Below are 22,540 nucleotides of genomic sequence, written 5' to 3'. Positions count from 1 at the left end.
GGGTTCAACGGCGGTGGTTTCACAGGTGTGTGACAGTTGCCCTTGGCCCGGCGGTCGGCCTCGCTGAGGGCGTTGACCTCGCGGAGGCGGGCTTCGAGCTCCGGGCGGCGGTCCGGGTTGGATGGTTCCGGCGGTGGTTCCTCGATCACCGGGCACACCCCCGCAGCACGGACGCCAGCTTGCGGGCCAGGTCGAGGTTGCAGCGACCGAGGTCGATCAGTGGGCGGGTGGCCTCACCGGCGCAGGACGGCAGGTCGACGCGGAGGGACGGCAGCACGATGCCGGCGGCCTCGAAGGCCTCGCGCACCTCGGCCACCGCCGACTCGGCGTCGGCGATGCGCTGGGAACGGCTCATGGAGCTCATGGCTCACCTTTCGTCACGTGGAGTTCGTGAATGCATCCCCAGCGTGACCGTTCGCGGGCTAGCGTGGCCATGGATTTCCGCCCACATCGGCGGTGAAAGGCAGGGGAGTCACGCTATGGCCACACCTCGGAAACCGATCCACTTCGGGCCCACGCGGGTCGGATGGGAGTTCTTCGGCGCGGAGTTGAAGCGGCGCCGCGAGGACGCGGAGCTGACGCAGGACGATCTGGGGAGGAAGGTGTTCTGCTCCGGCTCGTACATCGGCCAGTTCGAGGCGGCCTTCCGCAAGCCGCAGTTGGAGCACGCGCAGCGGTTCGACGAGATCTTCCAGACAGGGGGCTTGTTTGAGCGGATGTGTGAGGAGTTGATCAACAAGGCGCCGTTCGCCAAGCACTTCCAGTACGCGGCCGAGCTTCAGGCCATGGCCACGGTCATCAACGAGTACGCGCCGCTGTTCATCCCAGGTCTCCTGCAGACCGAGCGCTACGCGCGCGCGGTCTTTAAGGCGGTTGAGCCGTTCGATCCGGCGGAGGAAACTGAGGAGAAGGTGCGAAATCGATTGGAGCGGGGTCGCATCCTCCAGTGTCCAACAGCGCCCGTGTTGTGGACCGTCCTGGGGGAGACGGTGCTGCGTCGACCGGTCGGCGGCCACGCCGTCATGGCCGAGCAACTTCGGCATGTGGCGGCAGCAGCGCGCAAGGGCAGGATTCTCATCCAGGTGCTGCCGTACTCGTCCGGGGCGCAGGGCATGCTGGAGGGCAGCATGACCCTGATGTCCTTCGAGGACGCTCCAGATGTCACGTACGTGGAGGGCCCCTACTGGGGGCAGTTGCTGGATGATCCCGCGCTGGTGGCACGCTGCCAGAGGGCGTTCGACCTGGCGCGCGCGGCGGCGCTGCCTCCCGAGCAGTCCCTGGAACTGATCGAGTCATTGGCGAAGGAATATGAGAGTCATGAGGGTCAAGGATGAGCTGCGCGGTGTCGTGTGGCGCAAGTCCAGCTATAGCGGAGGCACCAACGGCAACTGCCTGGAGGTGGGCGTCGCCTGGCACAAGTCCAGTTATAGCGGGGGCGGAAACGGCAACTGCCTGGAGGTCGGCGGTGGCGTTCCGGGCGTGGTGCCGGTCCGCGACAGCAAGGATCCGCAGCGGGCCGTGGTGAGGTTCTCCGGTGCGGCGTGGGGGGCGTTCGTCCGGCAGGTCAGACGCTGAGGGCGGGGGGCCATCGGCGGCGGCGCTGAGGCCGGCGGACTATGCCAGGGGAATGCGGCGCCGGTCCGCGTGGTCGGGGTGCGCGCCGCCGATGGCGCGTGGACCTGGGGGGATGGGGGGCGTGGGGGGTTGGGCCTCGACGTGACGTTCGTTCTATGCCCCGTGCAAGTTTCGGCGAGTTCCGGTTGCGCGTTCTGGACGGGGGCGCACTTGGTGTGCTTGGCGCCCCTACGACGTCCTGCCGCCCTTGGCTCGGCGGTCGGCCTCGCTCTGGGCGTTGGCCTCACGCAGGCGTTGCTCCAGTTCCGGGCGGCGGTCCGGGCCGGACTGCGGTTGTTGGGTGGTGTTCTGCGACTGGGAGTTCTGAGAGCTCATCGAGCGCACCTCCTCGGCGCCGCCGACGGGCGGGCGGGGGGCGCGGGGACGGGGGTCGTGACGTCGGGCCTTGCCGCCGTCACCTGGTGTTGTCTGGGGAGCAGTAACACGAGCCACCTCTCATCACATGGCGTTGCCGTTGCCAATCTCAGCGTGACGGGCGGCCGGTTCGGGCACATACCGGTTTCGGCCAACAACGGCGGCGCGCGGTGAGGGATGCGCCACTCGGTGGCATGGTGGCGGTCGGCGGTGACGAGTGACGGGGGAGGTGGCGTGGATGTCGGACGCCGGGATCGTCGTCGGGGGCAGGTACCGGTTGCTGAGGCGGGTGGGCGCCGGCGGCATGGGGGTCGTGCACGAGGCGCATGACACGGTGCTGGACCGGAAGGTGGCGGTCAAGGTCTTCCGCTCCGACCACGCCCGGCACCCCGAGGCCGACATGGAGCGTTTCCGGCGCGAGGGCATGGCGTTGGCCCGGATCCGGCACCCCAACGTGGTGGGTGTCTACGACACGGGGATGCACGAGCGCGAGCCGTACCTGGTCACGGAGTTCCTCGACGGCGTCTCGCTCTACCAACTGGTGCGCATGCACGGCGGGTTGCCGGCGCCCGTCGTGCGGCTGATCGGGGCCGGGATGTGTGCCGCCCTCGCGGCGGCGCACCAGGGCGGGGTGCTGCACCGGGACGTGAAGCCGTCCAACGTGGCGATCACCACGGTCGGGCAGGTGGTGTTGCAGGACTTCGGGATCGCCCGGCTGATCGACCAGTCGGCCGTGACCCAGGCGAACGTGCGTCTCGGCACCCCCGCCTTCATGGCCCCCGAGTCGGTGCGGGGGTTGTCGCCGACACCGGCCACCGACCTGTACAGCCTGGGGCTCTGCCTTCACCTGGCCCTCACCGGCGAGGCCCCGTTGGGGGAGTCGGACGACATCGGCCCCATCATCGAGCGCGCGGTGACCGAGGGGGCGCGGCCGCTGCGGGGGCGTGTCGTCGGCGATCCGGAACTGGCGGAGCTGGTGGACGAGTTGTGTCGGCTGGAGCCGGCCGACCGGCCGCAGTCGGCGGTCGAGGTGCTGGAACGACTCGGCCCCGTGCCCGCCGGCTCGCCCCCGGCGCTGACCGAGCTCGTGCGCCGCTGTCTGCGCGCGGAGGCGGTGGGCTACGTCAGAAGCCTGCCGGACGACGAGGCGACGAGCCTGGACGCGCCCGAGTACCTGGACCTCTGGGCACAGGGTGACGCGGCGGCGGCGGTGGAGCCCGCCGTCGTGCCGGTCGCGCGGACCGTTCCCGAGGAGGCGCTGTCGCTGAGCATGGCCACGCTCCAGCTGGTGATGTCCAACATGACGCCGGAGAACGCGGTTTCCCGGCAGCGCGAGGCGGTCAACCTGGTGTTGCGTGGCGAACTACGGGAGGCGGCACGGCTGTTGACGACGCTGAGCCAGTTCTGCCTGGGGCGGCTCGGGCCCGACCATCCGACCACCCTGGCGAGCCAGTACTGGCAGGCTGTCTGTCTGGCCAGACTGGGCGCGAGCGGTGAGGCGTTGGCGCTGTTCTCCCGGGTGAGCGAGCGTGCGGGACCGGGGCGGGACGAAGGGGAGGGGACGGATGTCCGAGGTTGAGGTTCTCGTCGAGGGCGGTGAGGCGGAGGACCGACTGCGCTCGCTCCAGGACTGGTTGCGGGCGGACGAGACGTTGAACGGGGCGGTGCGGGCCCGGTTGGCGGCGTCGGGACCGGCGGAGGCCGGGGCGATGGGGATCGGCTTCGACATGCTGGAGCTGATGATCGGGTCCGGCCTGTCCAGCGGGGCGTTGGCCGTGTCGATCCTCCAGTGGCGGCAGGCGCAGCGCGCGGCGCGGGAGTTGACGTTGCGCCGCGGCGAGGTCGAGGTGCGGATCCCGGTGGCGGCCGCCGCGGCGGACGGGGAGTTGGTGCGGCGGATCGTGGCCCTGCTCGACGGCGAGGACGGGGATGAGCGGCGGTCTGCCTGATCCCGACGCGTCCCGGGCGGTGCTCATCGGCGGTGCGTCCTACCAGCACCTGGAGCAGCTGCCGGCGGTCGCGGCCAACCTGCGCGACCTGGCGGAGACGCTGTGCGACGCCACCCTGTGGGGGCTGCCCGAGCGGCACTGCGTCGTCGTGCCGGACCCGGCGGACGCGCCGTCGCTGATCGGCCCCGTGCGGCGGGCCGGCGACGAGGCGACCGACACGCTGCTGGTCTACTACGCGGGTCACGGGCTGCGGGACGCCGACTCCACCGACCTGTACCTGGCGCTCACCGGTTCGGAGGAGTACGCCGGCTACACGGCCGTGGCGTACCAGCACCTGCGCGCCGTGGTGCGCGCCTCGCGCGCCAGGCGCCGGATCATCATCCTGGACTGCTGCTTCAGCGGCCGCGCCGCCCGCATCCTCACCATGGCCGGCGGGAGCCTGGCGAGCGAGGCATCGGTGGACGGGGCGTACGTGCTGACCGCGTCGCCGCGCGACCGGGCGGCGCTGGCGCCGGAGGGCGAGACGCACACGGCGTTCACCGGCGAGCTCCTCGACGTGCTGCGGCTCGGCGTGCCGCAGGGGCCCGAGCTGATCAGCCTCGACGTGCTGTACCGGACGCTGTACGACCGGCTCCAGGCCAAGAACCGGCCGGCGCCGCAGCGCAGCCAGGAGAACGACGTGGGCCGGCTGCCGCTGGTCCGCAACCGGGCGCTGGGCACCGCGGGTTCGCCGGCCGGGCCGGTGCTGGACAGCGACGTGCGGACGGCGATGGTCGCCTCCGGGCTGCGGCTCGCGCGGCTGCTGCGGGCCGCCGGCCGGCCCGGGGACGCGTTGCCCGTGCTGCGGCTCGCGCTGCGGGAGCGCGGGCCGGTCGCCGGGGACGGCACGTTCGCCGTGCAGCTCGAACTCTCCGAGCTGCTGGCGGACTCGGGCCAGACGCGGGAGGCCATCGAGGTGTTGGAACAGGCCTTCCACCAGACGCACCGCACGCCGGGGCCCGAGGCGGTGCTGGTCTGCCGGCGGCTGGCCGAGCTGCTGCAGGAGTCGGGCAACCACATCCAGGCGTGCGAGGTGCTGAAGCACGCCCTGGACCTGGTGACGGGCCGGGCCCCCGAACCGGCGGGCTGAGCGCCGGACCGGGGGCGGGCGCCGCGGGCCTCAGACCACCAGCCGTGGCCAGTCGGCGAGGTCCCGCAGCAGCTGCCGGTCGTGCGTCGCGACGACGACGGCGGCGCTCGTGGTGCGGAGCGCCTCGGTCAACTCGTCGACCAGTGCCGAGGACAGGTGGTTGGTCGGCTCGTCGAGCAGGATCAGCCCGGGCCGCCCGGCGAGCGCCAACGCCAGGTCGAGACGCCGCCGTTGCCCCTGCGACAGCCGCCCGACCGGGGTGCGCGCGGCGTCGGAGTCCAGCAGGCCGAGCGCCCCGAGCGGGACGGCCTCCGCGTCGGTGAGCAGCCCTCGGGCCACCAGCCGTCCCACGTGGCGGGCGTGCGCCTCGCGGGCGGTGAGTCCGGGGTCCGGTTCCGCGGTCTCCTGGCCCAGCCGCACCACCCGTGCGCCCTGCGCCGTCACGACCCGCCCGCTCGTGGGCTGGAGCGCGCCGGCCAGCACCGCGAGCAGCGTGGACTTTCCGGCACCGTTGGGTCCCGTGACGAGCAGCCGGTCGCCGCCGTCCAGGGTGAGGTCGACCGGTCCTGCCAGCCGCCCCGCCACCGCCACGCCGTGCGCGCGCAGCCGCGGCGCGCCGGGCCGCACGCCGAGGTCGGGCCAGCGCAGCGCCGGCGGCGGCTTCGGCACGTCGATCCGGTGCGCCGCCAGGGCGTCCTGCTGCCGCTTCAGGGCCTGCACCACGCCCGGCGCGCGGGACTGGCGCTGGTGCTTGCCGGTCCCCTTGTCCGGCCGCCAGCCGGTGGAGAGCCGGTCGCGGGCCTTCGACACCTCGTCCTTCAACCGCCGGTGCTCGGCCTGCTGTTCCTCGTGGTCCCGCTCCCAGCGTTCGCGCTCGCGCCGCCGGGCGTCCTGCCAGGCGGCGTAGCCGCCGGCGTACAACCGCGGCCTCCCGTCGCGGGTCGGGTCGAGATCGAGGAACCGGTCCGCGACGTCGCGCAGCAGCGCCCGGTCGTGGCTGACGACGGCGAGGCCGCCGTCGTGCTCGCGCAGCCTGCGGGTCAGGAAGTCGAGGCCGCCGGCGTCGAGGTGGTTGGTCGGCTCGTCGAGCAGCAGGACGTCGTGGCGGGCCCCGAGGAGGCAGGCCAGCCGGGCCCGGTAGCGCTGCCCGACCGACAGCGTCGACAGCGGGCGGTCGCGGTCGGGGCAGGCGCCGAGCGCTTCCAGGGCGACGTCGACGCGGCGTTCCGCGTCCCACGCGTCGAGCCGGGTGGCGGCGTCGAGCGCGGTGGCGTAGCGGTCGTCGGCGGTGGGGTCGTCGCCCCTGGTCATGGCGAGGGTCGCCTCGTCCAGCGCGGCGAGGGCCGCGAGCGAGGCGGCCAGCGCCTCGGACGTCAGGGTGCCGACGGTCGCGCCGTCCCGGGCGGACAGCTCCTGGCGGGCCAGGCCGATCGTGCCGGCCCGGCGCACGGTGCCCGCGTCGGGCGTGACGAGCCCGGCGAGCACGTGGAGGAGCGTCGTCTTGCCGCGGCCGTTCTCGCCGACGACGGCGATCCGGGACCTGGGGGAGACGGTGACCGTCACGTCGGTCAGGACGCGCCGGCCCCCGCGGGTGACGGTGACGCCCTCGGCGCGGACGTGTGCGCTGCCGACCGCGTCGGAAACGGGGGTGGGAGAGAGGTTCAACGGGTGCTCCGCAGCTCGCAGTGGAGCCGGGCAGCGGAAGGCGGCCGCCCGGCGGGAACCGGGACGGCGAGCGCGAATTCGAGAGAGAAGGCGCCGCCGTCAGCGGGCGGAGCGCACCTTCTGCGACCAGAGACCTTCTGCCATACGGGTGATGGTAGCAACGCTGATCGACGAGCGGTGTCCGGTCGGCCCGGTGATCCTGGGGACATGGAGGCCGGTACTTCGCACGACCACCGCACCGACGTGGGGCGCCGGGTCGCGCTGCGGCGGGAGCGGCTCGGGCTCAGCCGCGAGGAGGTCGCCGGGCGGGCCGGCGTCGCCCCGCAGTACCTGCGCTACCTGGAGGAGCACCCCGTGTCGCCCAGCATCGGCTCGCTGACCCGGGTGGCCAGGGCGCTCGACACGACCGTCGCCGAGCTCAGCGGCGCGGAGCCGGCGACGCCGCCGGCCGGTGCCGGTGGTGGCGCGGTCGTCCCGCTCGACCCGGACGAGTGCCAGGAGCTGCTGGCCGCGCACAGCGTGGGCCGGATCATCGTCGGCACGGCGCAGGGCCCGGCCATCGTGCCGGTCGGCTACGCCGTGGTCGAGGGCGCCGTCGTCTTCCACGCCGCCGGCCTCGGGGGCGGGGTGGAGCGGCTGGCCTTCGAGGTGGACAGCATCGACGAGGCCGGGAGCGTCGGCTGGAGCGTCCAGGCGGTGGGGCCGGTCGAGGAGATCACCGACGAGGCCGAGCGGAGACGGCTGGCCGGGGCGGTGCCGGAGGCGGGCCGGCCGCCGGAGGACCACGGCCGATGGCTGCGCCTCACCCCGGCCCGACTGACCGGCCACCGCTTCTCGCCGGGGGGCGGGTAGCGCCCACGGCCCGCGCGCCACCGGCGCCGCGCGGCGGCGCGCGGGCCGGTCGGATTGCGGGGTGGGCCGGGGCGGGGTCCCATGGAAGGGAACGGCCTGGGAGGTGGCGATGCCGGAGTTGTGGGGTTGTCAGGGCGTCGTCTTCGACACCGACGGCGTCATCACCGACTCGGCCCGGGCGCACGCCGCCGCGTGGAAGGAGGCGTTCGACGCCGTGCCGGGCGTCGATCCGCCGTTCGACCTGGTCGACGAGTACCGGCGGCACGTGGACGGCAAGTCGCGGCTCGACGGCGCGGCCGCGTTCCTCGCCGCGCGGGGGCTCGACCTGCCGATGGGCGATCCCGACGACCCGCCGGGGACGGGGACGGTGCACGCCGTCGCGGCCCGCAAGGAGGAGCTGTTCCGGCGGGTGCTGAACGAGGAGGGCGTGGACGTCTACCCCGGCACCGTGCGGCTGCTGCTGGCGCTGCACGGGGCGAACGTGCGGTGCGCCGCCATCTCGTCGTCGCGGCACGCCCGTGACCTGCTGTCCAGGGCCGGGGTGCGGTCGCTGCTGCAGACCGTGGTGGACGGCAACGACGTGGCCCGGCTCGGGCTGCCGGGCAAGCCGGACCCGGCGCTGTTCGTGGAGGCGGCGCGGCGGCTCGTGGTGCCCGTCGAGTCGGCGGCCGTCGTGGAGGACGCGCTGGCCGGCGTGGAGGCGGGGCGGCGCGGCGGTTTCGGGCTCGTGGTGGGCGTGGACCGGATGGACACCCCGACCAGCGCGCACGACCTGCGGGAGCGCGGCGCGGACCTGGTGGTCGGGGATCTCGGCGAGCTGCTCGGCGCCCGGAGGTGAGCGGGCCGTGCCCGACTGGACCTGGGAGTACGAGGGCTACGATCCGCGGGCCGAGCGGCTGCGCGAGGCGCTGTGCACCCTGGGCAACGGCTATTTCGCCACCCGAGGCGCCGCGCCGGAGACCAACGCGGGCCCGGCGCACTACCCGGGCACCTACGCCGCCGGCCTCTACAACCGGCTGCCGACGGTGCTGGCCGGCCGGCTCCTCGAACACGAGGACATGGTCAACCTGCCGAACTGGCTGCCGCTGCGTTTCCGCATGCACCCCGACGAGGGCCCGGACGGCCGCTGGTTCCACCCGGACCAGGACGCCGAGGGGCTGCTGCTGTACCGGCAGGCCCTGGACCTGCGGCGCGGCATCCTGACCCGCTGGATCAGGTTCCGCGACGAGCACGGCCGGCACCTGGGCGTGGAGCAGTCCCGCATCGTGCACATGGGGGACCCGCACCTGGCGGCGCTGCACACGACGTTCACCGCCGAGGACTGGTCGGGGACGGTCGAGGTGGAGTCGGCGATCGACGGCATGGTCGGCAACACCGGGGTCTCCCGCTACCGCGACCTGGCCAGCCACCACCTGACGCGGATGGGCACCGGGACGGGCGGCCCGGCCGAGCCCGGGGTGATGTGGCTGCGCTGCCGCACCACCGCGTCCGACGTGCGGGTGGTGGTGGCGGCCAGGACCCGGGCCGACCCGGACGGCGCGCCGGAGAACGTGCGCAACCGGCAGTCGGACTTCCGGATCGCGCAGCGGCTCACCATGCCCGTCGAGCCGGGCCGCACGGCGAGCGTGGAGAAGGTGGTGGCGCTCTACACCTCGCGGGACGCGGCGATCAGCGGCCCCATGGAGTCGGCGCTGGAGGCCGTGCGGTCGGCGCCCGACTTCGCCCGGCTGCTCGACTCGCACCTCCAGGCGTGGGAACGGCTGTGGCGGCAGGCGGAGTTCGAGGTGCCGGGGGAGTCGGGGCACGTGCTGCGGCTGCACGCCTTCCACCTGTTGCAGACGCTGTCGCCGGCGCACACCGCCGAGTTGGACGTGGGCGTGCCGGCGCGCGGGCTGCACGGCGAGGCGTACCGGGGGCACGTGTTCTGGGACGAGCTGTTCGTGCTGCCGTATCTCAACCTGCACTTCCCCGAGTTGTCGAAGTCGCTGCTGACGTACCGCTATCGGCGGTTGCCGGCGGCCTGCCGGGCGGCGCGGGCCCTGGGCCGGGAGGGCGCGTGCTATCCGTGGCAGTCGGGCAGCGACGGGCGGGAGGAGACGCCCGAGGTGCACCTCAACCCGCGCTCCGGCCGGTGGTTGCCGGACAACTCGCGGCTGCAGCACCACGCCGGCTCGGCCGTCGCCTACAACGTGTGGCGGTACGCGCAGGCCACCGGCGACACGGAGTTCGCGCACACCAGGGGCGCCGAGATGCTGCTGCAGATCGCCAGGTTCTGGGCCTCGACCGCCGAGTTCGACGCGGCGCTCGGCCGCTACCGGATCCGGCGGGTGCTGGGGCCCGACGAGTACCACGACGGCTACCCGGACGCGGCGGACCCCGGTCTTGACGACAACGCGTACACCAATGTGACGGCCGCCTGGGTGCTGGCGCGCGGCCTCGACCTGGCGCGCACGCTGCCGGCCTCGCGCCGGCAGGAGCTGTTCGAGCGGATCGAGCTGCGCGGCGGCGACCTGGAGCACTGGGAGGAGGTGTCGCGGCGGCTTCATGTGCCGTTCCACGAGGGCGTGGTGAGCCAGTTCGAGGGCTACGGGGAGCTGGCGGAGCTGGACTGGGACGGCTACCGGGAGCGGTACGGCGACATCCGGCGGCTGGACCGGATCCTGGAGGCGGAGGGCGACACGGTCAACCGCTACCGGGCGTCCAAGCAGGCCGACGTGCTGATGCTCGGCTACCTGTTCTCGCCCGAGGAACTGCGGGAGATCTTCGGCAGGTTGGGCTACGAGCTGTCGGACGAGGCGTGGCGGCGGACGGTGGACCACTACCTGGCGCGCACCAGTCACGGATCGACGCTCAGCGGGGTGGTGCACGCCTGGGTGCTGGCCCGAGCCCGGCACGGCGAGGCGTGGACGCACCTGCGGGAGGCGCTGGCCAGCGACGTCGCCGACCTTCAGGGCGGCACGACGGCCGAGGGTATCCATCTGGGCGCGATGGCGGGCACGTTGGACCTGGTGCAGCGCGGTCTGACGGGCCTGGAGACCAGGGAGGGGCTGCTGTGGCTCGACCCGGCGCCGCTGCCCGAGCTGTCGGAGTTCGGCCTCCGGATCCGCTACCGGGGCGTCGAGGTGCGGATCAGGATGAAGCCGGGCCAGCTGTGGATCGGCGTGCCGCCGTGGGAGGAGGCCGGGGTGCGGGTGGTCCTCGCCCCGGACCTGGGGATCGAGGTGGCGCCCGGCGACGAGCGGCTGTTGCCGCTGGCCGGCTGATCAGCTCGTTACGGCGCCAGGACGTCCAGCTCCCGCAGCGCGCCCTCGGTGATCTCGCGGGTCAGCCGCTCGGCGCGCTCCGCGTCCCGGGCCCGGATCGCCTCGGCGACCTGGACGTGCAGGGTGACGGCCGCCGGGTCGGGGTCGTGGAACATGACCTGGTGCCGGGTGCGGGCGGAGAGCACCTCGCTCACCACGTCCCCGAGCCGGGCGAACATCTCGTTGCCCGAGGCGCGCAGCACGGTGCGGTGGAACGCGATGTCGTGCACCAGGTACGCCTCCAGCTGGTGGCCGCGGGAGTTGGCGACCATCTCCAGCACGTGCCGGGTGACCTCGGCCTGCTCCTCCGGGGTCGCGTTCCTGGCGGCGAGTCCGGCGGCGACCGGCTCGATGGCGGAGCGCAGGGTGGTCAGCGAGCGCAGCTGGCGCGGCCGGTCGGCGCCGGCCATCCGCCACCTGATGACCTGCGGGTCGAAGACGTTCCACTCCTCGGCGGGCAGCACGGTCACGCCGACCCGGCGGCGCGACTCCACCAGGTGCATCGACTCGAGGACCCGGACCACCTCGCGGACGACGGTGCGGGAGACCCCGAAGCGCTCCTCCAGCTCGCCGGTGCGCAGCACGCTGCCCGGCGGGTAGTCGCCGGCGGTGATGGCCGGCCCGAGGACGGCGAGCAGCTTGGTGTGGAGCCCCTGGTGACCTCTGTCCATGTCGTGGTTCTCCCGCTCCCCCTCGTCCCGGCTCGCCGGGGGTCAGCTTACGGGCCGCCCGCTCATATGACATTTAGGTCACAGGCTCTTGAATAAGTCATACATATGGGGTTGAGTGTCGGCACCATCCAGGTCGAAGGAGACAGTGCGGTGCAACACTCGCAGGACGTCCCGGTCGTGGTCGTCATGGGCGTGGCCGGCTCGGGCAAGACCACCGTCGGGCCGTTGCTCGCCGACCGCCTCGGCGTCACCTACGCCGAGGCCGACGACTTCCACCCGCCGGCGAACATCGCCAAGCAGGCGGCCGGCATCCCGCTGGACGACGACGACCGCGCGCCCTGGCTCGACGCCATAGGGGCCTGGGCCCACGACCACGCGGCCTCCGGCGGCGTCGTCAGCTGCTCGGCGCTCAAGCGCGCCTACCGCGACCGGCTGCGGGCCGCGGCCCCCGGCATCTTCTTCGTGCACCTGGCCGGCAGCCGCGAGCTGATCGGCGACCGGATGGCCGCCCGCACCGACCACTTCATGCCGCTCTCGCTGCTCGACTCGCAGTTCGCCGCCCTCCAGCCGCTGGAGGACGACGAGGCGGGCGTCGCGATCGACATCGCCGCCGGCCCCGAGGACATCGTCCGCCGCGCCGTCGAGGCCGTGCCCGGCGCCGGCCACCCGTAGCCGTCCCGACCCCCCAGTCCCCCCACCCCTGTTCGTGAGGTAACCATGACGCATCTCAACGCGGAGGTGCTGGCAGCCGCTTCGACCCCGGCCGCCGAGCCGATCACGTCCGCCGGGCACGGGCAGCTCGCGCTCGCCGTGCTGCTCGGCATAGCCGTGCTCGTGCTCCTGATCACCCGCTTCAAGCTGCACGCCTTCCTGTCCCTCACCATCGGCACCCTGGTGCTCGGCGCCGTCGCGGGCGCCCCGCTGGACAAGGTGATCAGCAGCTTCAGCGCCGGTCTCGGCTCCACCGTGGCGGGCGTCGGCGTCCTCATCGCGCTCGGCGCGATCCTCGGCAAGCTGCTCGCCGACTCCGGCGGCGCCGACCAGATCGTCGACACCATCCTGGCCAAGGCGTCCAACCGCGCCATGCCGTGGGCCATGGTCCTCATCGCCGGCATCATCGGCCTGCCGCTCTTCTTCGAGGTCGGCATCGTGCTGCTGATCCCCGTCGTGCTGCTGGTCGCCAAGCGCGGCGGCTACTCGCTGATGCGGATCGGCATCCCCGCCCTCGCCGGCCTCTCCGTGATGCACGGCCTGGTGCCGCCGCACCCCGGACCGCTGGCCGCCATCGACTCCGTCGACGCCAACCTCGGCGTCACCCTCGCCCTCGGCGTGCTGATCGCCGTGCCCACCGCGATCATCGCCGGCCCGGTCTTCGCCCGCTACGCCGACCGCTGGGTCGACGTCACCCCGCCCGAGGGCCTGATACCCGAGCGCCCCTCCGAGCAGCTCGACCGGCGTCCCGGCTTCGCCGTCACCGTCGGCACCGTGCTGCTGCCCGTGGTGCTGATGCTGATCAAGGCGCTCGTCGACATCGTGATCGACGACCCGGAGAACACCGTCCAGCGGGTCGCGGACGTCGTCGGCAACCCGATGATGGCGCTGCTCGCCGCCGTGCTCGTCGGCCTGTTCACCCTCGGCGGTGCCGCCGGCTTCGCCCGCGACCGGCTGGCCTCCACCGTGGAGAGCTCGCTCGGCCCGATCGCCGGCATGCTGCTGATCGTCGGCGCCGGCGGCGGCTTCAAGCAGACCCTGATCGACTCGGGCGTCGGCCAGATGATCCTGGACATCTCCCAGGACTGGAACATATCGGCGCTGCTCCTCGGCTGGCTGATAGCCGTCGGCATCCGCCTCGCCACCGGCTCGGCCACGGTCGCCACCATCTCCGCCGCCGGCCTCGTCGCCCCGCTCGCCGCCGACATGTCCACCTCGCACGTGGCGCTGCTCGTGCTGGCCATCGGTGCCGGCTCGCTCTTCCTCAGCCACGTCAACGACGCCGGGTTCTGGCTGGTCAAGGAGTACTTCGGGATGAGCGTCGGCCAGACGCTGCGCACCTGGTCGGTGATGGAGTGCGTGATCTCCGTCGTCTCCCTCGTCTTCATCCTGCTGCTCTCGCTGATCATCTAGGCGGCCGACCGTGCAAGCACCAGATCGTCTCTTCGACATCGCCGGACGCGTCGCCCTGGTCACCGGCTCCAGCCGTGGCATCGGCCACGCGCTGGCCGGCGGCCTGGCCGCCGCCGGCTGCGTGGTCGTGCTCAACGGGCGCGACGAACGGCGGCTCGCCGAGGCCGCGGCCGAGATCACCGAGGCCACCGGCGCGGCCGTGCACACCGCCGCGTTCGACGTGACCGACGGGCCGGCCGTCGCCGCCGGCGTCGCCGACGTCGAGGACCGCGTCGGACCGCTCGACATCCTGGTCAACAACGCCGGGATGCAGCACCGCAAGCCGCTCCTCGACTTCACCGACGCCGACTGGCACCGGATCGTCGACACCAACCTCACCAGCGCCTTCCTGGTCGGCCGCGAGACGGCCCGGCGGATGGTCGGGCGCGGCCGCGGCAAGATCGTCAACATCTGCTCGCTGCAGAGCGAGGTGGTGCGGCCCGGCATCGCGCCGTACGCCGCCACCAAGGGCGCCCTCAAGATGCTCACCAAGGGCATGTGCGCCGACTGGGGGCCGCACGGCCTCCAGGTCAACGGGCTCGGCCCCGGTTACATCGAGACCGAGCTGACCAGGCCGCTGGTCGAGGACCCCGAGTTCACCGCCTGGGTGCGCGGCCGCACCCCGGCCGGCCGGTGGGGCCGCGTCGAGGACCTGGTGGGCGCGCTGCGCTACCTGGTCTCACCCGCGGCCGACTTCGTCAACGGGCAGGTGCTGTACGTCGACGGCGGAATGTCGAGCGTGTTGTGAGGTGGCGGGGACGATGCTGAGCTGTGTGATCCACGGGGCCGGCGACCTGCGGGTCGAGGAGCGGCCCGAGCCGCAGCCGGGACCCGGGCAGGCCCTGGTCGCGATCCGCTACGGCGGCGTCTGCGGCTCCGACCTGCACTACCACCGGCACGGCGGGGTCGGCGACTTCCGGCTGCGCGAGCCGCTGGTGCCGGGCCACGAGGTGGTGGGCACCGTCGTCGGCCACGGCCCCGGCGCGACGGGCCCGGCGGTCGGCACCCCGGTCGCCGTCCACCCGGCGACGCCCTGCGGCCGGTGCCCCGAGTGCGTCTCAGGACGGGCCAACATCTGCCGCGACACCCGCTACCTGGGCAGCGCCGCCCGGATGCCGCACGTGCAGGGCGGCTTCGCCGCCCGGATCGTGGTCCCCGCCGACCAGCTGCGGCCGCTGCCGCCGGGCCTCGACCTGCGGCGTGCCGCCCTCGCCGAGCCGCTGGCCGTCGCCCTGCACGCGGTGCGCCGGGCCGGCCCGGTGGCCGGCCGACACGTGCTGGTCACCGGCGCGGGACCGATCGGCTGCCTGGTCGCGGCGGCCGCCGACGAGGCGGGCGCCGCCTCGGTGACCGTCACCGACCTGCTGCCGCGCGCCCTGGAGTTCGCCCGCACCGCCGGCGCCACGGCGGTGGTCCGCGCCGACGACCAGGACGACCCGGGCTGGCCCGAGCAGGTGGACGTGGCCATCGAGGCGTCCGGAACCGCGCCGGGGCTCGCCGACTGCCTGAACCGGGTGGCCCGCGGCGGCGTCGTCGTCCAACTCGGCCTGCTGCCGCCCGGCAGCACGCCGTTCGCCGGCAACGCGCTGGTCACCCGCGAGATAGAGCTGCGCGGCGCGTTCCGCTTCGCGCCCGAGCTCGACGAGGCGCTGCGGCTGCTCGCGGCGCGCCCCGCGCTCGAAGGGCTGATCAGCGCGGTGCGGCCGGTGCGGGACGCGGCGGACGCGTTCGCGCTGGCCGCCGACCGCGCGACCTCCTGCAAGGTGCTGCTGGACTTCGGCGACCGACTCTAGGGACCGTCCGACAGCTCCTCGTGGAGTCCTTGGAGCGCGACGTGGTCGTCGTCGTTGCCAGTGTGCGGGGCGGCGAACCAGCGCGCGTACTCGGCGATCTCGGAGAGCCGCCAGTCGAGCGCGAACAGCTCCACCATCGCCGGGTCGGGGGCGAGCGCGGCGCCGGCGGCCGTGCCGAGCAGGCTCGCGTAGTCCCGCTCGCGCGGCGCGAGGGCCAGCGACTCCCAGTCGACCAGCCTGAGCCCGCCGGCGACCACGACCTGGTTGGCGTGGTGCGGCTCGCCGTGGGTCGGCACCCAGGAGTCCTGGCGGGAGCGGGCGACGTCCCCCAACTCCAGGTAGCGGGCCGTCCAGCGCCCGATCGCGGCGCCGCGGGCGGCGATCGCCGCCCGCGCCTCCTCCGCCAGCGGCCCCGACGTCCAGGCCGCGGCGGTGCGGGCCCGCAGCTCGTCCGCGAACCCCGGGCCGACCCGGGGCCGCCAGCGCGGCAGTCCTTCCGGTGGTGCCGTTTGGTGCAGGGCGGCGAGCGCGGCGACGACCTCGGCGAGGTGCCGGGGCTCGCGGGCCTCCGCCTCGGTCGGCGACCGGCCGTCCAGCCACGGCGTCACGCTGAGCACGCCGGGCCCGACACCGACGGTGAACCGCCCGGAGGCGGCGGGCAACGGCGCGCACACCACGGCCAGGCCGGCGGCGGCCAGCGCGGCGGCGCCCGCGTAGGCGGCCTCCAGCGACTCCGCGGTGTGCCGGGGCGCGAGCTGGTCCAGGGTCACGAACAGGGCCTCGCCGCCGGCGCCGCGCGCCCGCCAGTGGTGGGCGCCGAACCCCCAGGGCAGGTGCTCGACCCCGGTGATCGCGGGCAGCCAGTGGTCGGCGACCGCGCGGGCGATCGCGTCGTCGTCGATGAAGGAGGGGCGGGAGAACACGAGCCCTGATCGTAGGCCGCGGGTTCGCTGCGCTTGGCGTTGGCCGCCGGCCCGGCAGGGGCCCTGACGGCGGCTTCACCGCGGTGCGGTGCGCGCTGGCGCGCGATGGACTGGCCATCCGGCCCGCGTCGCCGGCGCGGCCGGCCTTGGCGGCTTGGGCCTGTCCTCCCGGATCTTCGCGGGCACGCGACGCGCCCCCAGGCATCCCGGGCGGGTCGCGTTGCGCCACGCCGCGGAGCGGCACATGGACGCTGCGCGCGAGTACGGCCACGTACGAGCTGCGGCGCGGTCGGCGTGCGGCTCCGCCGCGTGCAGCACCTCCCAGCGTTAGCTGGGGGAGCCGTCCGCCGCTCGTTGATCCACGAAGATCCAAGAGCAGGCCCTGGCCGTACGGCGTGTCCCGCCACCGGCGCGTCTGAGGGCGCTGGCACGCGGTGTATCGGCCGTGCCGGCCTGCGGCAGGCGTGGCCGGCTCCCTCTTCGCGCGGCCGGCTTCGCCGGCCTCCGCGGCTAGCCGTACGGTACGACCGCGACCGGGCAGGCCGCGTGGTGCAGTGCCGCGTGCGCCACGCCGCCGATGTGCAGGCTGAGCCGGGGGCGGTGCAGGCGGCGGCCGACGATGAGCAGGGCGGCCCGGTGGGACGTCGCGGCCAGCAGTTCCTCCGAGGCGTTGCCGAAGCGCAGGTGCTCCACGACCGGCACCGCCGGATGGCGCTCCCGCCAGGGGGCGAGCGCCTCGGAGAGCAGCGCGGCCTGCTGGTCCTCCACCGGCTGGTGGCCACGCTGCTGGAGCATGTCGGGCACGTCGGAGCCGAACATCGACGGCGCGCCCCAGACGTGCACCGCTCGCACCGTGGCGCCGCGCACGGCGGCCGAGGTGAAGGCGAAGTCGAGGAGCCGGCCCGAGTCGGGGCCCAGGTCGCGCAGGCCCACGACGACCTCGTCACCCTCGGTGGTCCTGCGGGCCTCGACGGCCCGCACGGAGACCACCGGGCAGTGCGCGTGCGCGATGACCGGCTGGCCCACCGAGCCCACCAGGAAGCCGACGACCGCGCCGTGCCCCCGGGAGCCGAGGACCAGCAGCTCGGCCTCGGACGACTCGTCGACCAGCCCCGACGCGGCCGTGTCGGGCACCAGGCGGGTGCTCACCGTCAGCTCGGGATGACCGGCCGAGACCTCGGCCTCCGCCTGTTCGAGCAGCCGCCTCGCCACGTTCTCGTCCGGCGGCGTCGGCACGAACAGCGACTCCTCCATCCAGGCGTGGGCCAGCCGGAGCGGAACGCCCCGCCGGGTCGCCTCGCGGGCGGCCCACTCCAGGGCGGCCTGGCTCTCCGCGCTGCCGTCGATCCCGACGGAGACGGGGCGGGTGCTGGGGAGGTTCATGGCACATCCTCGGAAAGCGGTCCGTACTCCACTCTCGCGCCGATCCCGCCCGACTGCGACCGCAGGGCCCAGGGACGGCGGGGAACGGGTTATTGACGCGTGCGCGGCAAACGCCTAGAAAGAGGGCGTCAGCCTGCGGGGGCTCGACCGAGAGGGACGCCCTCGATGTTCCATCGTGTACGCGGCGCCGCCGTCGCCGCACTGGCCGCCGCCGCGCTGCTCGCGCCGACCGGCGCCGCGAACGCCGCGGACGCCGCCGAAGACCCCGGCGTCGCCGCCCCGCCGCTGCGGGACCTGGCCGCCGAGAGCGGCCGGTTCTTCGGACTCGGCATCAGCGGCCCGATGCTCGACCAGCCCCGGTACACCGCCATCGCCTCCACCGAGTTCTCCAGCGTCACCCCGGGCAACGAGATGAAGTGGGGCTCCGTCGAGCCCACCCGGGGCAACCTCGACTGGACCGGCGCCGACCGGATCGTGGACTTCGCCGAGGAACACGACCAGGAGGTGCACGGCCACACCCTGGTCTGGCACAGCCAGCTGCCGAACTGGGTGGCGAACGGCGACTTCGCCGACGGCGAGCTGCGCCAGGTCATGACCGACCACGTCACCACCCAGGTCGGCCGCTACGCCGGCCGGATCGCCCGCTGGGACGTGGTCAACGAGCCGCTGAACGAGGACGGCACGCTGCGCGACACCGTCTTCCTGCGCGAGATCGGCCCCGGGTACATCGCCGACGCGCTGCGCGCCGCACGGGCCGCCGACCCCGAGGCCAGGCTCTACATCAACGACTACAACACGGACGGCGTCGGCGCGAAGAGCGACGGCATGTACGAGCTGGTCCGCTCGCTCCTCGACCAGGGCGTGCCGCTGGACGGCGTCGGCTTCCAGTCCCACCTGATTCTCGGCCAGGTGCCGTCCTCGATGCGGGCCAACCTGCAGCGCTTCGCCGACCTCGGCCTCGAGGTGGCGGTGACCGAGCTCGACGTGCGGATGCAACTCCCCGCCGACGCCGCCAAGTTGGAGCAGCAGGCCGCCGACTACGGCGCGGTGGTGGGGGCCTGCGTGGCGGTGACGCGCTGCACCGGCGTCACCATCTGGGGCTTCACCGACGCCGACTCCTGGATCCCGCCGACCTTCCCCGGCCAGGGCGCGGCCCTGCCGTGGGACGAGAACTACCAGCCCAAGCCGGCCTACCACGCCATCGTCGAGGCGCTCGGCGGAGATCCGGCGCCCGAACCGGAACCGGGCGCCTGCGTCGCCGACTACCGGGTCACCAACCGGTGGAACGCCGGCTCCACCGTTGACGTCCGGATCACCACGGACCGGGCGCTGGCCGGCTGGACCGTCACGTTCGACCTTCCGGTCGGGGAGTCCGTGGTCAGCTCGTGGAACACCTCGCTGACCCAGAACGGCACCACCGTCACCGCCCGCAACGCCGCCTGGAACGGCACCGTGGGCGCCGGTGGCACGCTCGGCTTCGGCTTCCAGACCGACAGCGGCGCCGTCTACGGAGCGCCCGTGCCGGCGCTCAACGGCACCGTCTGCACGGGCGCGGCCAACACGTAGCCCTCAGCGGGCGCGCGTGGCGTAGACGGGGACCGTGCGGTCCGGGTCCGGGTCGTCGATGCACCGGCCGGTCGTCAGGTCGAACCGCTGCTTGAGCAGCGGCGAGGCCACGAACGGCCGGCCGGAGGCGCCGCGCGAGCCGACCAGGCCGCGGGAGAGCACATAGGCGCCGCTGAACGGGTCCCGGTTGCCGATGGCGTACGTCCTGCCGTGCCGGTCGAGGAAGAGCGCGGCCTGCTGCCCGTCCGGCAGCAGCACGGCCACGCCGCGCCCCGGGACGAGCTCGGCGAGCCCGCAGACCGGCAGCCAGCCGTCGTCCGTTACCTGGATCTCCACCTTCACGTGGACGAACTCCCTTCGAGTGTGCGGATCGGCAGGGTGGGCCCGGCGAGCAGCGTCAGGTCGGGCTTGTGCTGCTCGCGTTCGGGCACGAAGGCGACGGTCGGGTCTGGCGCGCCCGGCGCGTTGACGAAGGAGACGAAGCGCCGGAGCTTCTCCGGGTCCTCGATGGTCTCGGCCCACTCGTCGCGGTAGTTGGCGACGTGCGCGGCCATCATGGCCTCCAACTCGTCGCATATTCCGAGCGAGTCGTGGACGACGACGTCCCGCACGTGGTCCAGGCCGCCCTCGATCCGCTCCAGCCAGGTGGAGGTGCGCTCCAGGCGGTCGGCGGTGCGGATGTAGAACATCAGGAACCGGTCGATGAGCCGCACCAGTTCGGCGTCGGACAGGTCCTGGGCCAGCAGGTCGGCGTGGCGCGGCGTCGCGCCGCCGTTGCCGCCGACGTAGAGGTTCCAGCCGTTGGGGGTGGCGATGACGCCGAAGTCCTTGCCCATCGCCTCGGCGCACTCGCGGGCGCAGCCGGAGACGGCCGACTTCAGCTTGTGCGGCGACCGCAGGCCCCGGTAGCGCAGCTCCAGGTCGACGGCCATCCGCACGCTGTCCTGCACGCCGTACCGGCACCAGGTCGAGCCCACGCAGGACTTCACGGTGCGCAGCGCCTTGCCGTAGGCGTGCCCGGACTCGAAGCCGGCCTCCACCAACCTGGCCCAGATCATCGGCAGTTGGTCGACGCGGGCGCCGAACATGTCGATCCGCTGGCCGCCGGTGATCTTGGTGTAGAGGTTGAAGTCCCGCGCCACCTCGCCGATCACGATCAGCTTCTCCGGCGAGATCTCCCCGCCCGGCACGCGCGGCACGATCGAGTACGACCCGTTCTTCTGCATGTTGGCGAGGAAGTGGTCGTTGGTGTCCTGCAACGCGGCCTGTTCGCCGTCCAGCACGTAGCCGTTGGCGCCGATGGTGGGCGCGAGCGAGGCGATGATGGAGCCCACCGTCGGCTTGCAGATCTCGCAGCCCTCGCCGCCGCGCGCCTCCTCGCGGCCGTACCGGTCGAGCAGTTCCCGGAAGCCGGTGATCCGCAGCGTGCGGACGATCTCGTACAGCTCCTGGCGGGTGTGGGAGAAGCAGCCGCACAGGCCGGTGTCGACGGCGACGCCGTTGGCCGCCAGCTCGTCGTTGACCAGCTGGCCCAGCACCCGCAGGCAACTCCCGCAGTCCGTACCGGCCTTGGTGCACTTCTTGACGTCGGCCACGCAGGTCGCGCCGCCCTCGGAGACCGCCGCCCTGATGGCGCCCTTGGTCACGCTGTTGCAGTTGCAGATCGTCGCGTCGTCGGGCAGCGCGGACGGGCCGAGCCCGGTGGGCGGCGCGAGCCCGGCCGGCAGCACCAGCTGCTCCGGCGGCGCCGGCGGCACCGAGCCGGTCAGCGCCCGCAGCAGCCCGTAGGAGTCGGCGTCGCCCACCAGGACGCCGCCGAGCAGCGCGCCGTCGGCGCCGACCACCAGCTTCTTGTAGACGCCGGCCCGGGCGTCCGAGTAGACCACGTCGAGGCAGCCCGCCGCGCGGCCGTGCGCGTCGCCGAAGGAGGCGACGTCGACGCCGAGCAGCTTGAGCTTGGTCGAGGTGTCGGCCGAGGTGAACGCGGCGTCCGTGCGCCCGTCGTTGGCGATGGCGTCGGCGGCGGTGGCGGCCATCTCGTAGCCGGGCGCCACCAGTCCGTAGACCATGCCGTCGACCGTCCTGGCGCACTCGCCGATGGCGTACACCGCCGGGTCGGTCTCCGTGCGGCAGCGCTCGTCGACCACCACGCCGCCGCGCTCGCCGACCGCGAGCCCGGCCGCCCTGGCCAGCGCGTCCTGCGGCCGGACGCCGGCGGAGAACACCACCAGGTCGGCCTCGACGGTCGTGCCGTCGGACAGCACCATGCCGGTGACCGCGCCGGCCGCGTCGGCGGTGATCTCCTGCCCGGCCACGCCGGTGTGCACGATCAGGCCCATCTCCTCGACGGTCCTGCGCAGCGCCCGGCCGCCGCCCTCGTCCACCTGGATCGCCATGAGCCGGTCGTTGAACTCCACGACGTGGGTCTGCAGGCCGAGACCGCGCAGCGCCCCAGCCGCCTCCAGGCCGAGCAGCCCGCCGCCGACCACCACGCCGGTGCGGGCGCCGGCCTCGGCGTGCGCGGTGATGGCCGCCACGTCGTCGACGGTCCGGTACACGAAGCAGCCGGTGGCGTCCCGGCCGGGGACGGGCGGGACGAAGGGGTACGAGCCGGTGGCGAGCACGAGCGTGTCGTATGCGACGACGCGCCCGGCGGCCGTGGTCACGGTCCGCGCCTCGCGGTCGATCGCGGCGACCGGGTCGCCGAGGTGGGTCTCGATGCCGTGCTGGGCCATGAACCCCTCGGGGACCATGGACAGCTCTTCCGGGGTGGTGCCGGTGAAGCAGGAGGTGAGGTGGACCCGGTCATAAGCGGGACGCGGCTCCTCGCCCAGCACCACGATGCGGGCACGGTCGGGCACGCCGCGGTCGGCCAGCTCCTCGAGGAAGCGCTGGCCCACCATGCCGTGGCCGATCAGGACGATGGTCTGGGTCATCACGTGTTCGAGAGTGCGACGGCGCTGTTACCCGGCCGCATCACCTCCGTTTCCCTCGGGCAACGCTGACCTCAGCGGGCGGCGACCCGGTGTGTGAGGGGGCGTGCGGATCACTTAACATCCGCGCAGCACGGCCTTATCCGCCGCTTAACGTCCTGTGCGCGGCTGCACGTTCATCCCGTGATCGGGTAATCATGCGAGCGGCGCGAAACCGCCCGA

General features: G+C 73.6%; 21 protein-coding genes. 13 read left to right on the top strand and 8 right to left on the bottom strand.

All coding sequences use genetic code 11. The annotated features are described in order from the left end of the window. Nucleotides 1-145: 145 nt before the first annotated feature. Nucleotides 146-364 (bottom strand): hypothetical protein, encoded by a 219-nt coding sequence (locus RNC47_RS16285; RefSeq protein WP_311599451.1) that lies wholly within the window; start codon nucleotides 362-364, stop codon nucleotides 146-148. A 115-nt stretch (nucleotides 365-479) separates the two neighbouring features. Here RNC47_RS16285 and RNC47_RS16280 point away from each other — a divergent pair, with 115 nt between their 5' ends. Next, nucleotides 480-1,334 carry a helix-turn-helix domain-containing protein gene (locus RNC47_RS16280; RefSeq protein ID WP_311599449.1) on the top strand — a complete coding sequence of 285 codons (855 nt, stop codon included), beginning with the start codon at nucleotides 480-482 and terminating at the stop codon, nucleotides 1,332-1,334. After that, nucleotides 1,318-1,575, top strand: coding sequence for a DUF397 domain-containing protein (locus tag RNC47_RS16275; protein ID WP_311599448.1), 258 nt, complete (start codon nucleotides 1,318-1,320; stop codon nucleotides 1,573-1,575). Before RNC47_RS16280 ends, RNC47_RS16275 begins: the two co-directional genes overlap by 17 nt. 228 nt (nucleotides 1,576-1,803) lie before the next feature. Here the strand turns inward: RNC47_RS16275 and RNC47_RS16270 are convergent, their stop codons facing one another. Next, nucleotides 1,804-1,950, bottom strand: coding sequence for a hypothetical protein (locus RNC47_RS16270; RefSeq protein ID WP_311599446.1), 147 nt, complete (start codon nucleotides 1,948-1,950; stop codon nucleotides 1,804-1,806). A gap of 277 nt (nucleotides 1,951-2,227) precedes the next feature. On the opposite strand from RNC47_RS16270, the gene RNC47_RS16265 reads away from it, so the two are divergent. From RNC47_RS16265 to RNC47_RS16255, 3 genes are read left to right on the top strand one after another with little or no spacing between them, the layout of a single operon-like run. Continuing rightward, nucleotides 2,228-3,568 (top strand): serine/threonine-protein kinase, encoded by a 1,341-nt coding sequence (locus RNC47_RS16265; RefSeq protein ID WP_311599445.1) that lies wholly within the window; start codon nucleotides 2,228-2,230, stop codon nucleotides 3,566-3,568. Then, nucleotides 3,555-3,938, top strand: coding sequence for an effector-associated constant component EACC1 (locus RNC47_RS16260; protein WP_311599443.1), 384 nt, complete (start codon nucleotides 3,555-3,557; stop codon nucleotides 3,936-3,938). The genes RNC47_RS16265 and RNC47_RS16260 overlap by 14 nt, the downstream gene beginning before the upstream one ends. Continuing rightward, nucleotides 3,919-5,067 carry a tetratricopeptide repeat protein gene (locus tag RNC47_RS16255; RefSeq protein WP_311599442.1) on the top strand — a complete coding sequence of 383 codons (1,149 nt, stop codon included), beginning with the start codon at nucleotides 3,919-3,921 and terminating at the stop codon, nucleotides 5,065-5,067. Before RNC47_RS16260 ends, RNC47_RS16255 begins: the two co-directional genes overlap by 20 nt. Before the next feature lie 30 nt (nucleotides 5,068-5,097). Here the strand turns inward: RNC47_RS16255 and RNC47_RS16250 are convergent, their stop codons facing one another. Beyond that, entirely contained in the window at nucleotides 5,098-6,732 is a 1,635-nt protein-coding gene (locus RNC47_RS16250) for an ABC-F family ATP-binding cassette domain-containing protein (protein ID WP_311599441.1), read from the bottom strand. 207 nt (nucleotides 6,733-6,939) lie between these two features. Between RNC47_RS16250 and RNC47_RS16245 the strand changes: the two genes are divergently transcribed. From RNC47_RS16245 to RNC47_RS16235, 3 genes are all read left to right on the top strand, one after another. Continuing rightward, on the top strand, nucleotides 6,940-7,584 hold the full coding sequence (locus RNC47_RS16245) for a helix-turn-helix domain-containing protein (protein WP_311599440.1): 645 nt from the start codon (nucleotides 6,940-6,942) through the stop codon (nucleotides 7,582-7,584). Between the two features lie 109 nt (nucleotides 7,585-7,693). After that, nucleotides 7,694-8,422 carry an HAD family hydrolase gene (locus RNC47_RS16240; RefSeq protein ID WP_311599438.1) on the top strand — a complete coding sequence of 243 codons (729 nt, stop codon included), beginning with the start codon at nucleotides 7,694-7,696 and terminating at the stop codon, nucleotides 8,420-8,422. A 7-nt stretch (nucleotides 8,423-8,429) separates the two neighbouring features. Continuing rightward, nucleotides 8,430-10,847 (top strand): glycoside hydrolase family 65 protein, encoded by a 2,418-nt coding sequence (locus tag RNC47_RS16235; protein ID WP_311599436.1) that lies wholly within the window; start codon nucleotides 8,430-8,432, stop codon nucleotides 10,845-10,847. A gap of 8 nt (nucleotides 10,848-10,855) precedes the next feature. On the opposite strand, the gene RNC47_RS16230 is transcribed toward RNC47_RS16235, so the two are convergent. Continuing rightward, nucleotides 10,856-11,557 carry a FadR/GntR family transcriptional regulator gene (locus tag RNC47_RS16230; RefSeq protein ID WP_311599434.1) on the bottom strand — a complete coding sequence of 234 codons (702 nt, stop codon included), beginning with the start codon at nucleotides 11,555-11,557 and terminating at the stop codon, nucleotides 10,856-10,858. A gap of 186 nt (nucleotides 11,558-11,743) precedes the next feature. Here RNC47_RS16230 and RNC47_RS16225 point away from each other — a divergent pair, with 186 nt between their 5' ends. From RNC47_RS16225 to RNC47_RS16210, 4 genes are read left to right on the top strand one after another with little or no spacing between them, the layout of a single operon-like run. Beyond that, a complete protein-coding gene (locus tag RNC47_RS16225; protein ID WP_311599482.1) occupies nucleotides 11,744-12,229 on the top strand; it encodes a gluconokinase in 486 nt (161 codons plus the stop codon). A gap of 45 nt (nucleotides 12,230-12,274) precedes the next feature. After that, nucleotides 12,275-13,681, top strand: coding sequence for a GntT/GntP/DsdX family permease (locus RNC47_RS16220; protein ID WP_311599432.1), 1,407 nt, complete (start codon nucleotides 12,275-12,277; stop codon nucleotides 13,679-13,681). A gap of 10 nt (nucleotides 13,682-13,691) precedes the next feature. Continuing rightward, entirely contained in the window at nucleotides 13,692-14,468 is a 777-nt protein-coding gene (locus tag RNC47_RS16215) for an SDR family oxidoreductase (protein WP_311599431.1), read from the top strand. A gap of 13 nt (nucleotides 14,469-14,481) precedes the next feature. Continuing rightward, nucleotides 14,482-15,513, top strand: coding sequence for an L-idonate 5-dehydrogenase (locus RNC47_RS16210; protein ID WP_311599430.1), 1,032 nt, complete (start codon nucleotides 14,482-14,484; stop codon nucleotides 15,511-15,513). On the opposite strand, the gene RNC47_RS16205 is transcribed toward RNC47_RS16210, so the two are convergent. Both RNC47_RS16205 and RNC47_RS16200 read right to left on the bottom strand, forming a co-directional pair. After that, entirely contained in the window at nucleotides 15,510-16,436 is a 927-nt protein-coding gene (locus RNC47_RS16205) for a phosphotransferase family protein (protein ID WP_311599428.1), read from the bottom strand. The genes RNC47_RS16210 and RNC47_RS16205 overlap by 4 nt on opposite strands. A gap of 510 nt (nucleotides 16,437-16,946) precedes the next feature. Next, nucleotides 16,947-17,819 carry a universal stress protein gene (locus tag RNC47_RS16200; protein ID WP_311599426.1) on the bottom strand — a complete coding sequence of 291 codons (873 nt, stop codon included), beginning with the start codon at nucleotides 17,817-17,819 and terminating at the stop codon, nucleotides 16,947-16,949. Nucleotides 17,820-17,984: 165 nt separating this feature from the next. Here RNC47_RS16200 and RNC47_RS16195 point away from each other — a divergent pair, with 165 nt between their 5' ends. Further along, nucleotides 17,985-19,385: an endo-1,4-beta-xylanase gene (locus RNC47_RS16195; RefSeq protein WP_311599424.1), complete on the top strand. Its 1,401-nt coding sequence runs from the start codon at nucleotides 17,985-17,987 to the stop codon at nucleotides 19,383-19,385. A gap of 3 nt (nucleotides 19,386-19,388) precedes the next feature. Here RNC47_RS16195 and RNC47_RS16190 read toward each other — a convergent pair whose 3' ends face one another. Both RNC47_RS16190 and nirB read right to left on the bottom strand, forming a co-directional pair. After that, nucleotides 19,389-19,727 carry a nitrite reductase (NAD(P)H) small subunit gene (locus RNC47_RS16190; protein ID WP_311599422.1) on the bottom strand — a complete coding sequence of 113 codons (339 nt, stop codon included), beginning with the start codon at nucleotides 19,725-19,727 and terminating at the stop codon, nucleotides 19,389-19,391. Then, complete coding sequence (gene nirB, locus RNC47_RS16185) at nucleotides 19,724-22,321, bottom strand: nitrite reductase large subunit NirB (protein WP_311599420.1); 2,598 nt, start codon at nucleotides 22,319-22,321, stop codon at nucleotides 19,724-19,726. Before nirB ends, RNC47_RS16190 begins: the two co-directional genes overlap by 4 nt. Nucleotides 22,322-22,540 lie beyond the last annotated feature (219 nt).

It is taken from the genome of Streptomyces millisiae (assembly GCF_031845425.1).
GTDB lineage: Bacteria > Actinomycetota > Actinomycetes > Streptomycetales > Streptomycetaceae > Streptomyces > Streptomyces millisiae.
This window is presented reverse-complemented; position numbering and strand designations above follow the sequence as displayed.

Bases quoted from the DNA above. Each gene is read 5' to 3' on its own strand.
- RNC47_RS16195 (WP_311599424.1), top strand. From the start codon at position 17,985: ATGTTCCATCGTGTACGCGGCGCCGCCGTCGCCGCACTGGCCGCCGCC.
- RNC47_RS16210 (WP_311599430.1), top strand. From the start codon at position 14,482: ATGCTGAGCTGTGTGATCCACGGGGCCGGCGACCTGCGGGTCGAGGAG.
- nirB (WP_311599420.1), bottom strand. From the start codon at position 22,321: ATGACCCAGACCATCGTCCTGATCGGCCACGGCATGGTGGGCCAGCGC.
- RNC47_RS16285 (WP_311599451.1), bottom strand. From the start codon at position 364: ATGAGCTCCATGAGCCGTTCCCAGCGCATCGCCGACGCCGAGTCGGCG.
- RNC47_RS16240 (WP_311599438.1), top strand. From the start codon at position 7,694: ATGCCGGAGTTGTGGGGTTGTCAGGGCGTCGTCTTCGACACCGACGGC.
- RNC47_RS16275 (WP_311599448.1), top strand. From the start codon at position 1,318: ATGAGGGTCAAGGATGAGCTGCGCGGTGTCGTGTGGCGCAAGTCCAGC.
- RNC47_RS16265 (WP_311599445.1), top strand. From the start codon at position 2,228: ATGTCGGACGCCGGGATCGTCGTCGGGGGCAGGTACCGGTTGCTGAGG.
- RNC47_RS16230 (WP_311599434.1), bottom strand. From the start codon at position 11,557: ATGGACAGAGGTCACCAGGGGCTCCACACCAAGCTGCTCGCCGTCCTC.
- RNC47_RS16280 (WP_311599449.1), top strand. From the start codon at position 480: ATGGCCACACCTCGGAAACCGATCCACTTCGGGCCCACGCGGGTCGGA.
- RNC47_RS16245 (WP_311599440.1), top strand. From the start codon at position 6,940: ATGGAGGCCGGTACTTCGCACGACCACCGCACCGACGTGGGGCGCCGG.
- RNC47_RS16200 (WP_311599426.1), bottom strand. From the start codon at position 17,819: ATGAACCTCCCCAGCACCCGCCCCGTCTCCGTCGGGATCGACGGCAGC.
- RNC47_RS16270 (WP_311599446.1), bottom strand. From the start codon at position 1,950: ATGAGCTCTCAGAACTCCCAGTCGCAGAACACCACCCAACAACCGCAG.
- RNC47_RS16220 (WP_311599432.1), top strand. From the start codon at position 12,275: ATGACGCATCTCAACGCGGAGGTGCTGGCAGCCGCTTCGACCCCGGCC.
- RNC47_RS16225 (WP_311599482.1), top strand. From the start codon at position 11,744: ATGGGCGTGGCCGGCTCGGGCAAGACCACCGTCGGGCCGTTGCTCGCC.
- RNC47_RS16260 (WP_311599443.1), top strand. From the start codon at position 3,555: ATGTCCGAGGTTGAGGTTCTCGTCGAGGGCGGTGAGGCGGAGGACCGA.
- RNC47_RS16255 (WP_311599442.1), top strand. From the start codon at position 3,919: ATGAGCGGCGGTCTGCCTGATCCCGACGCGTCCCGGGCGGTGCTCATC.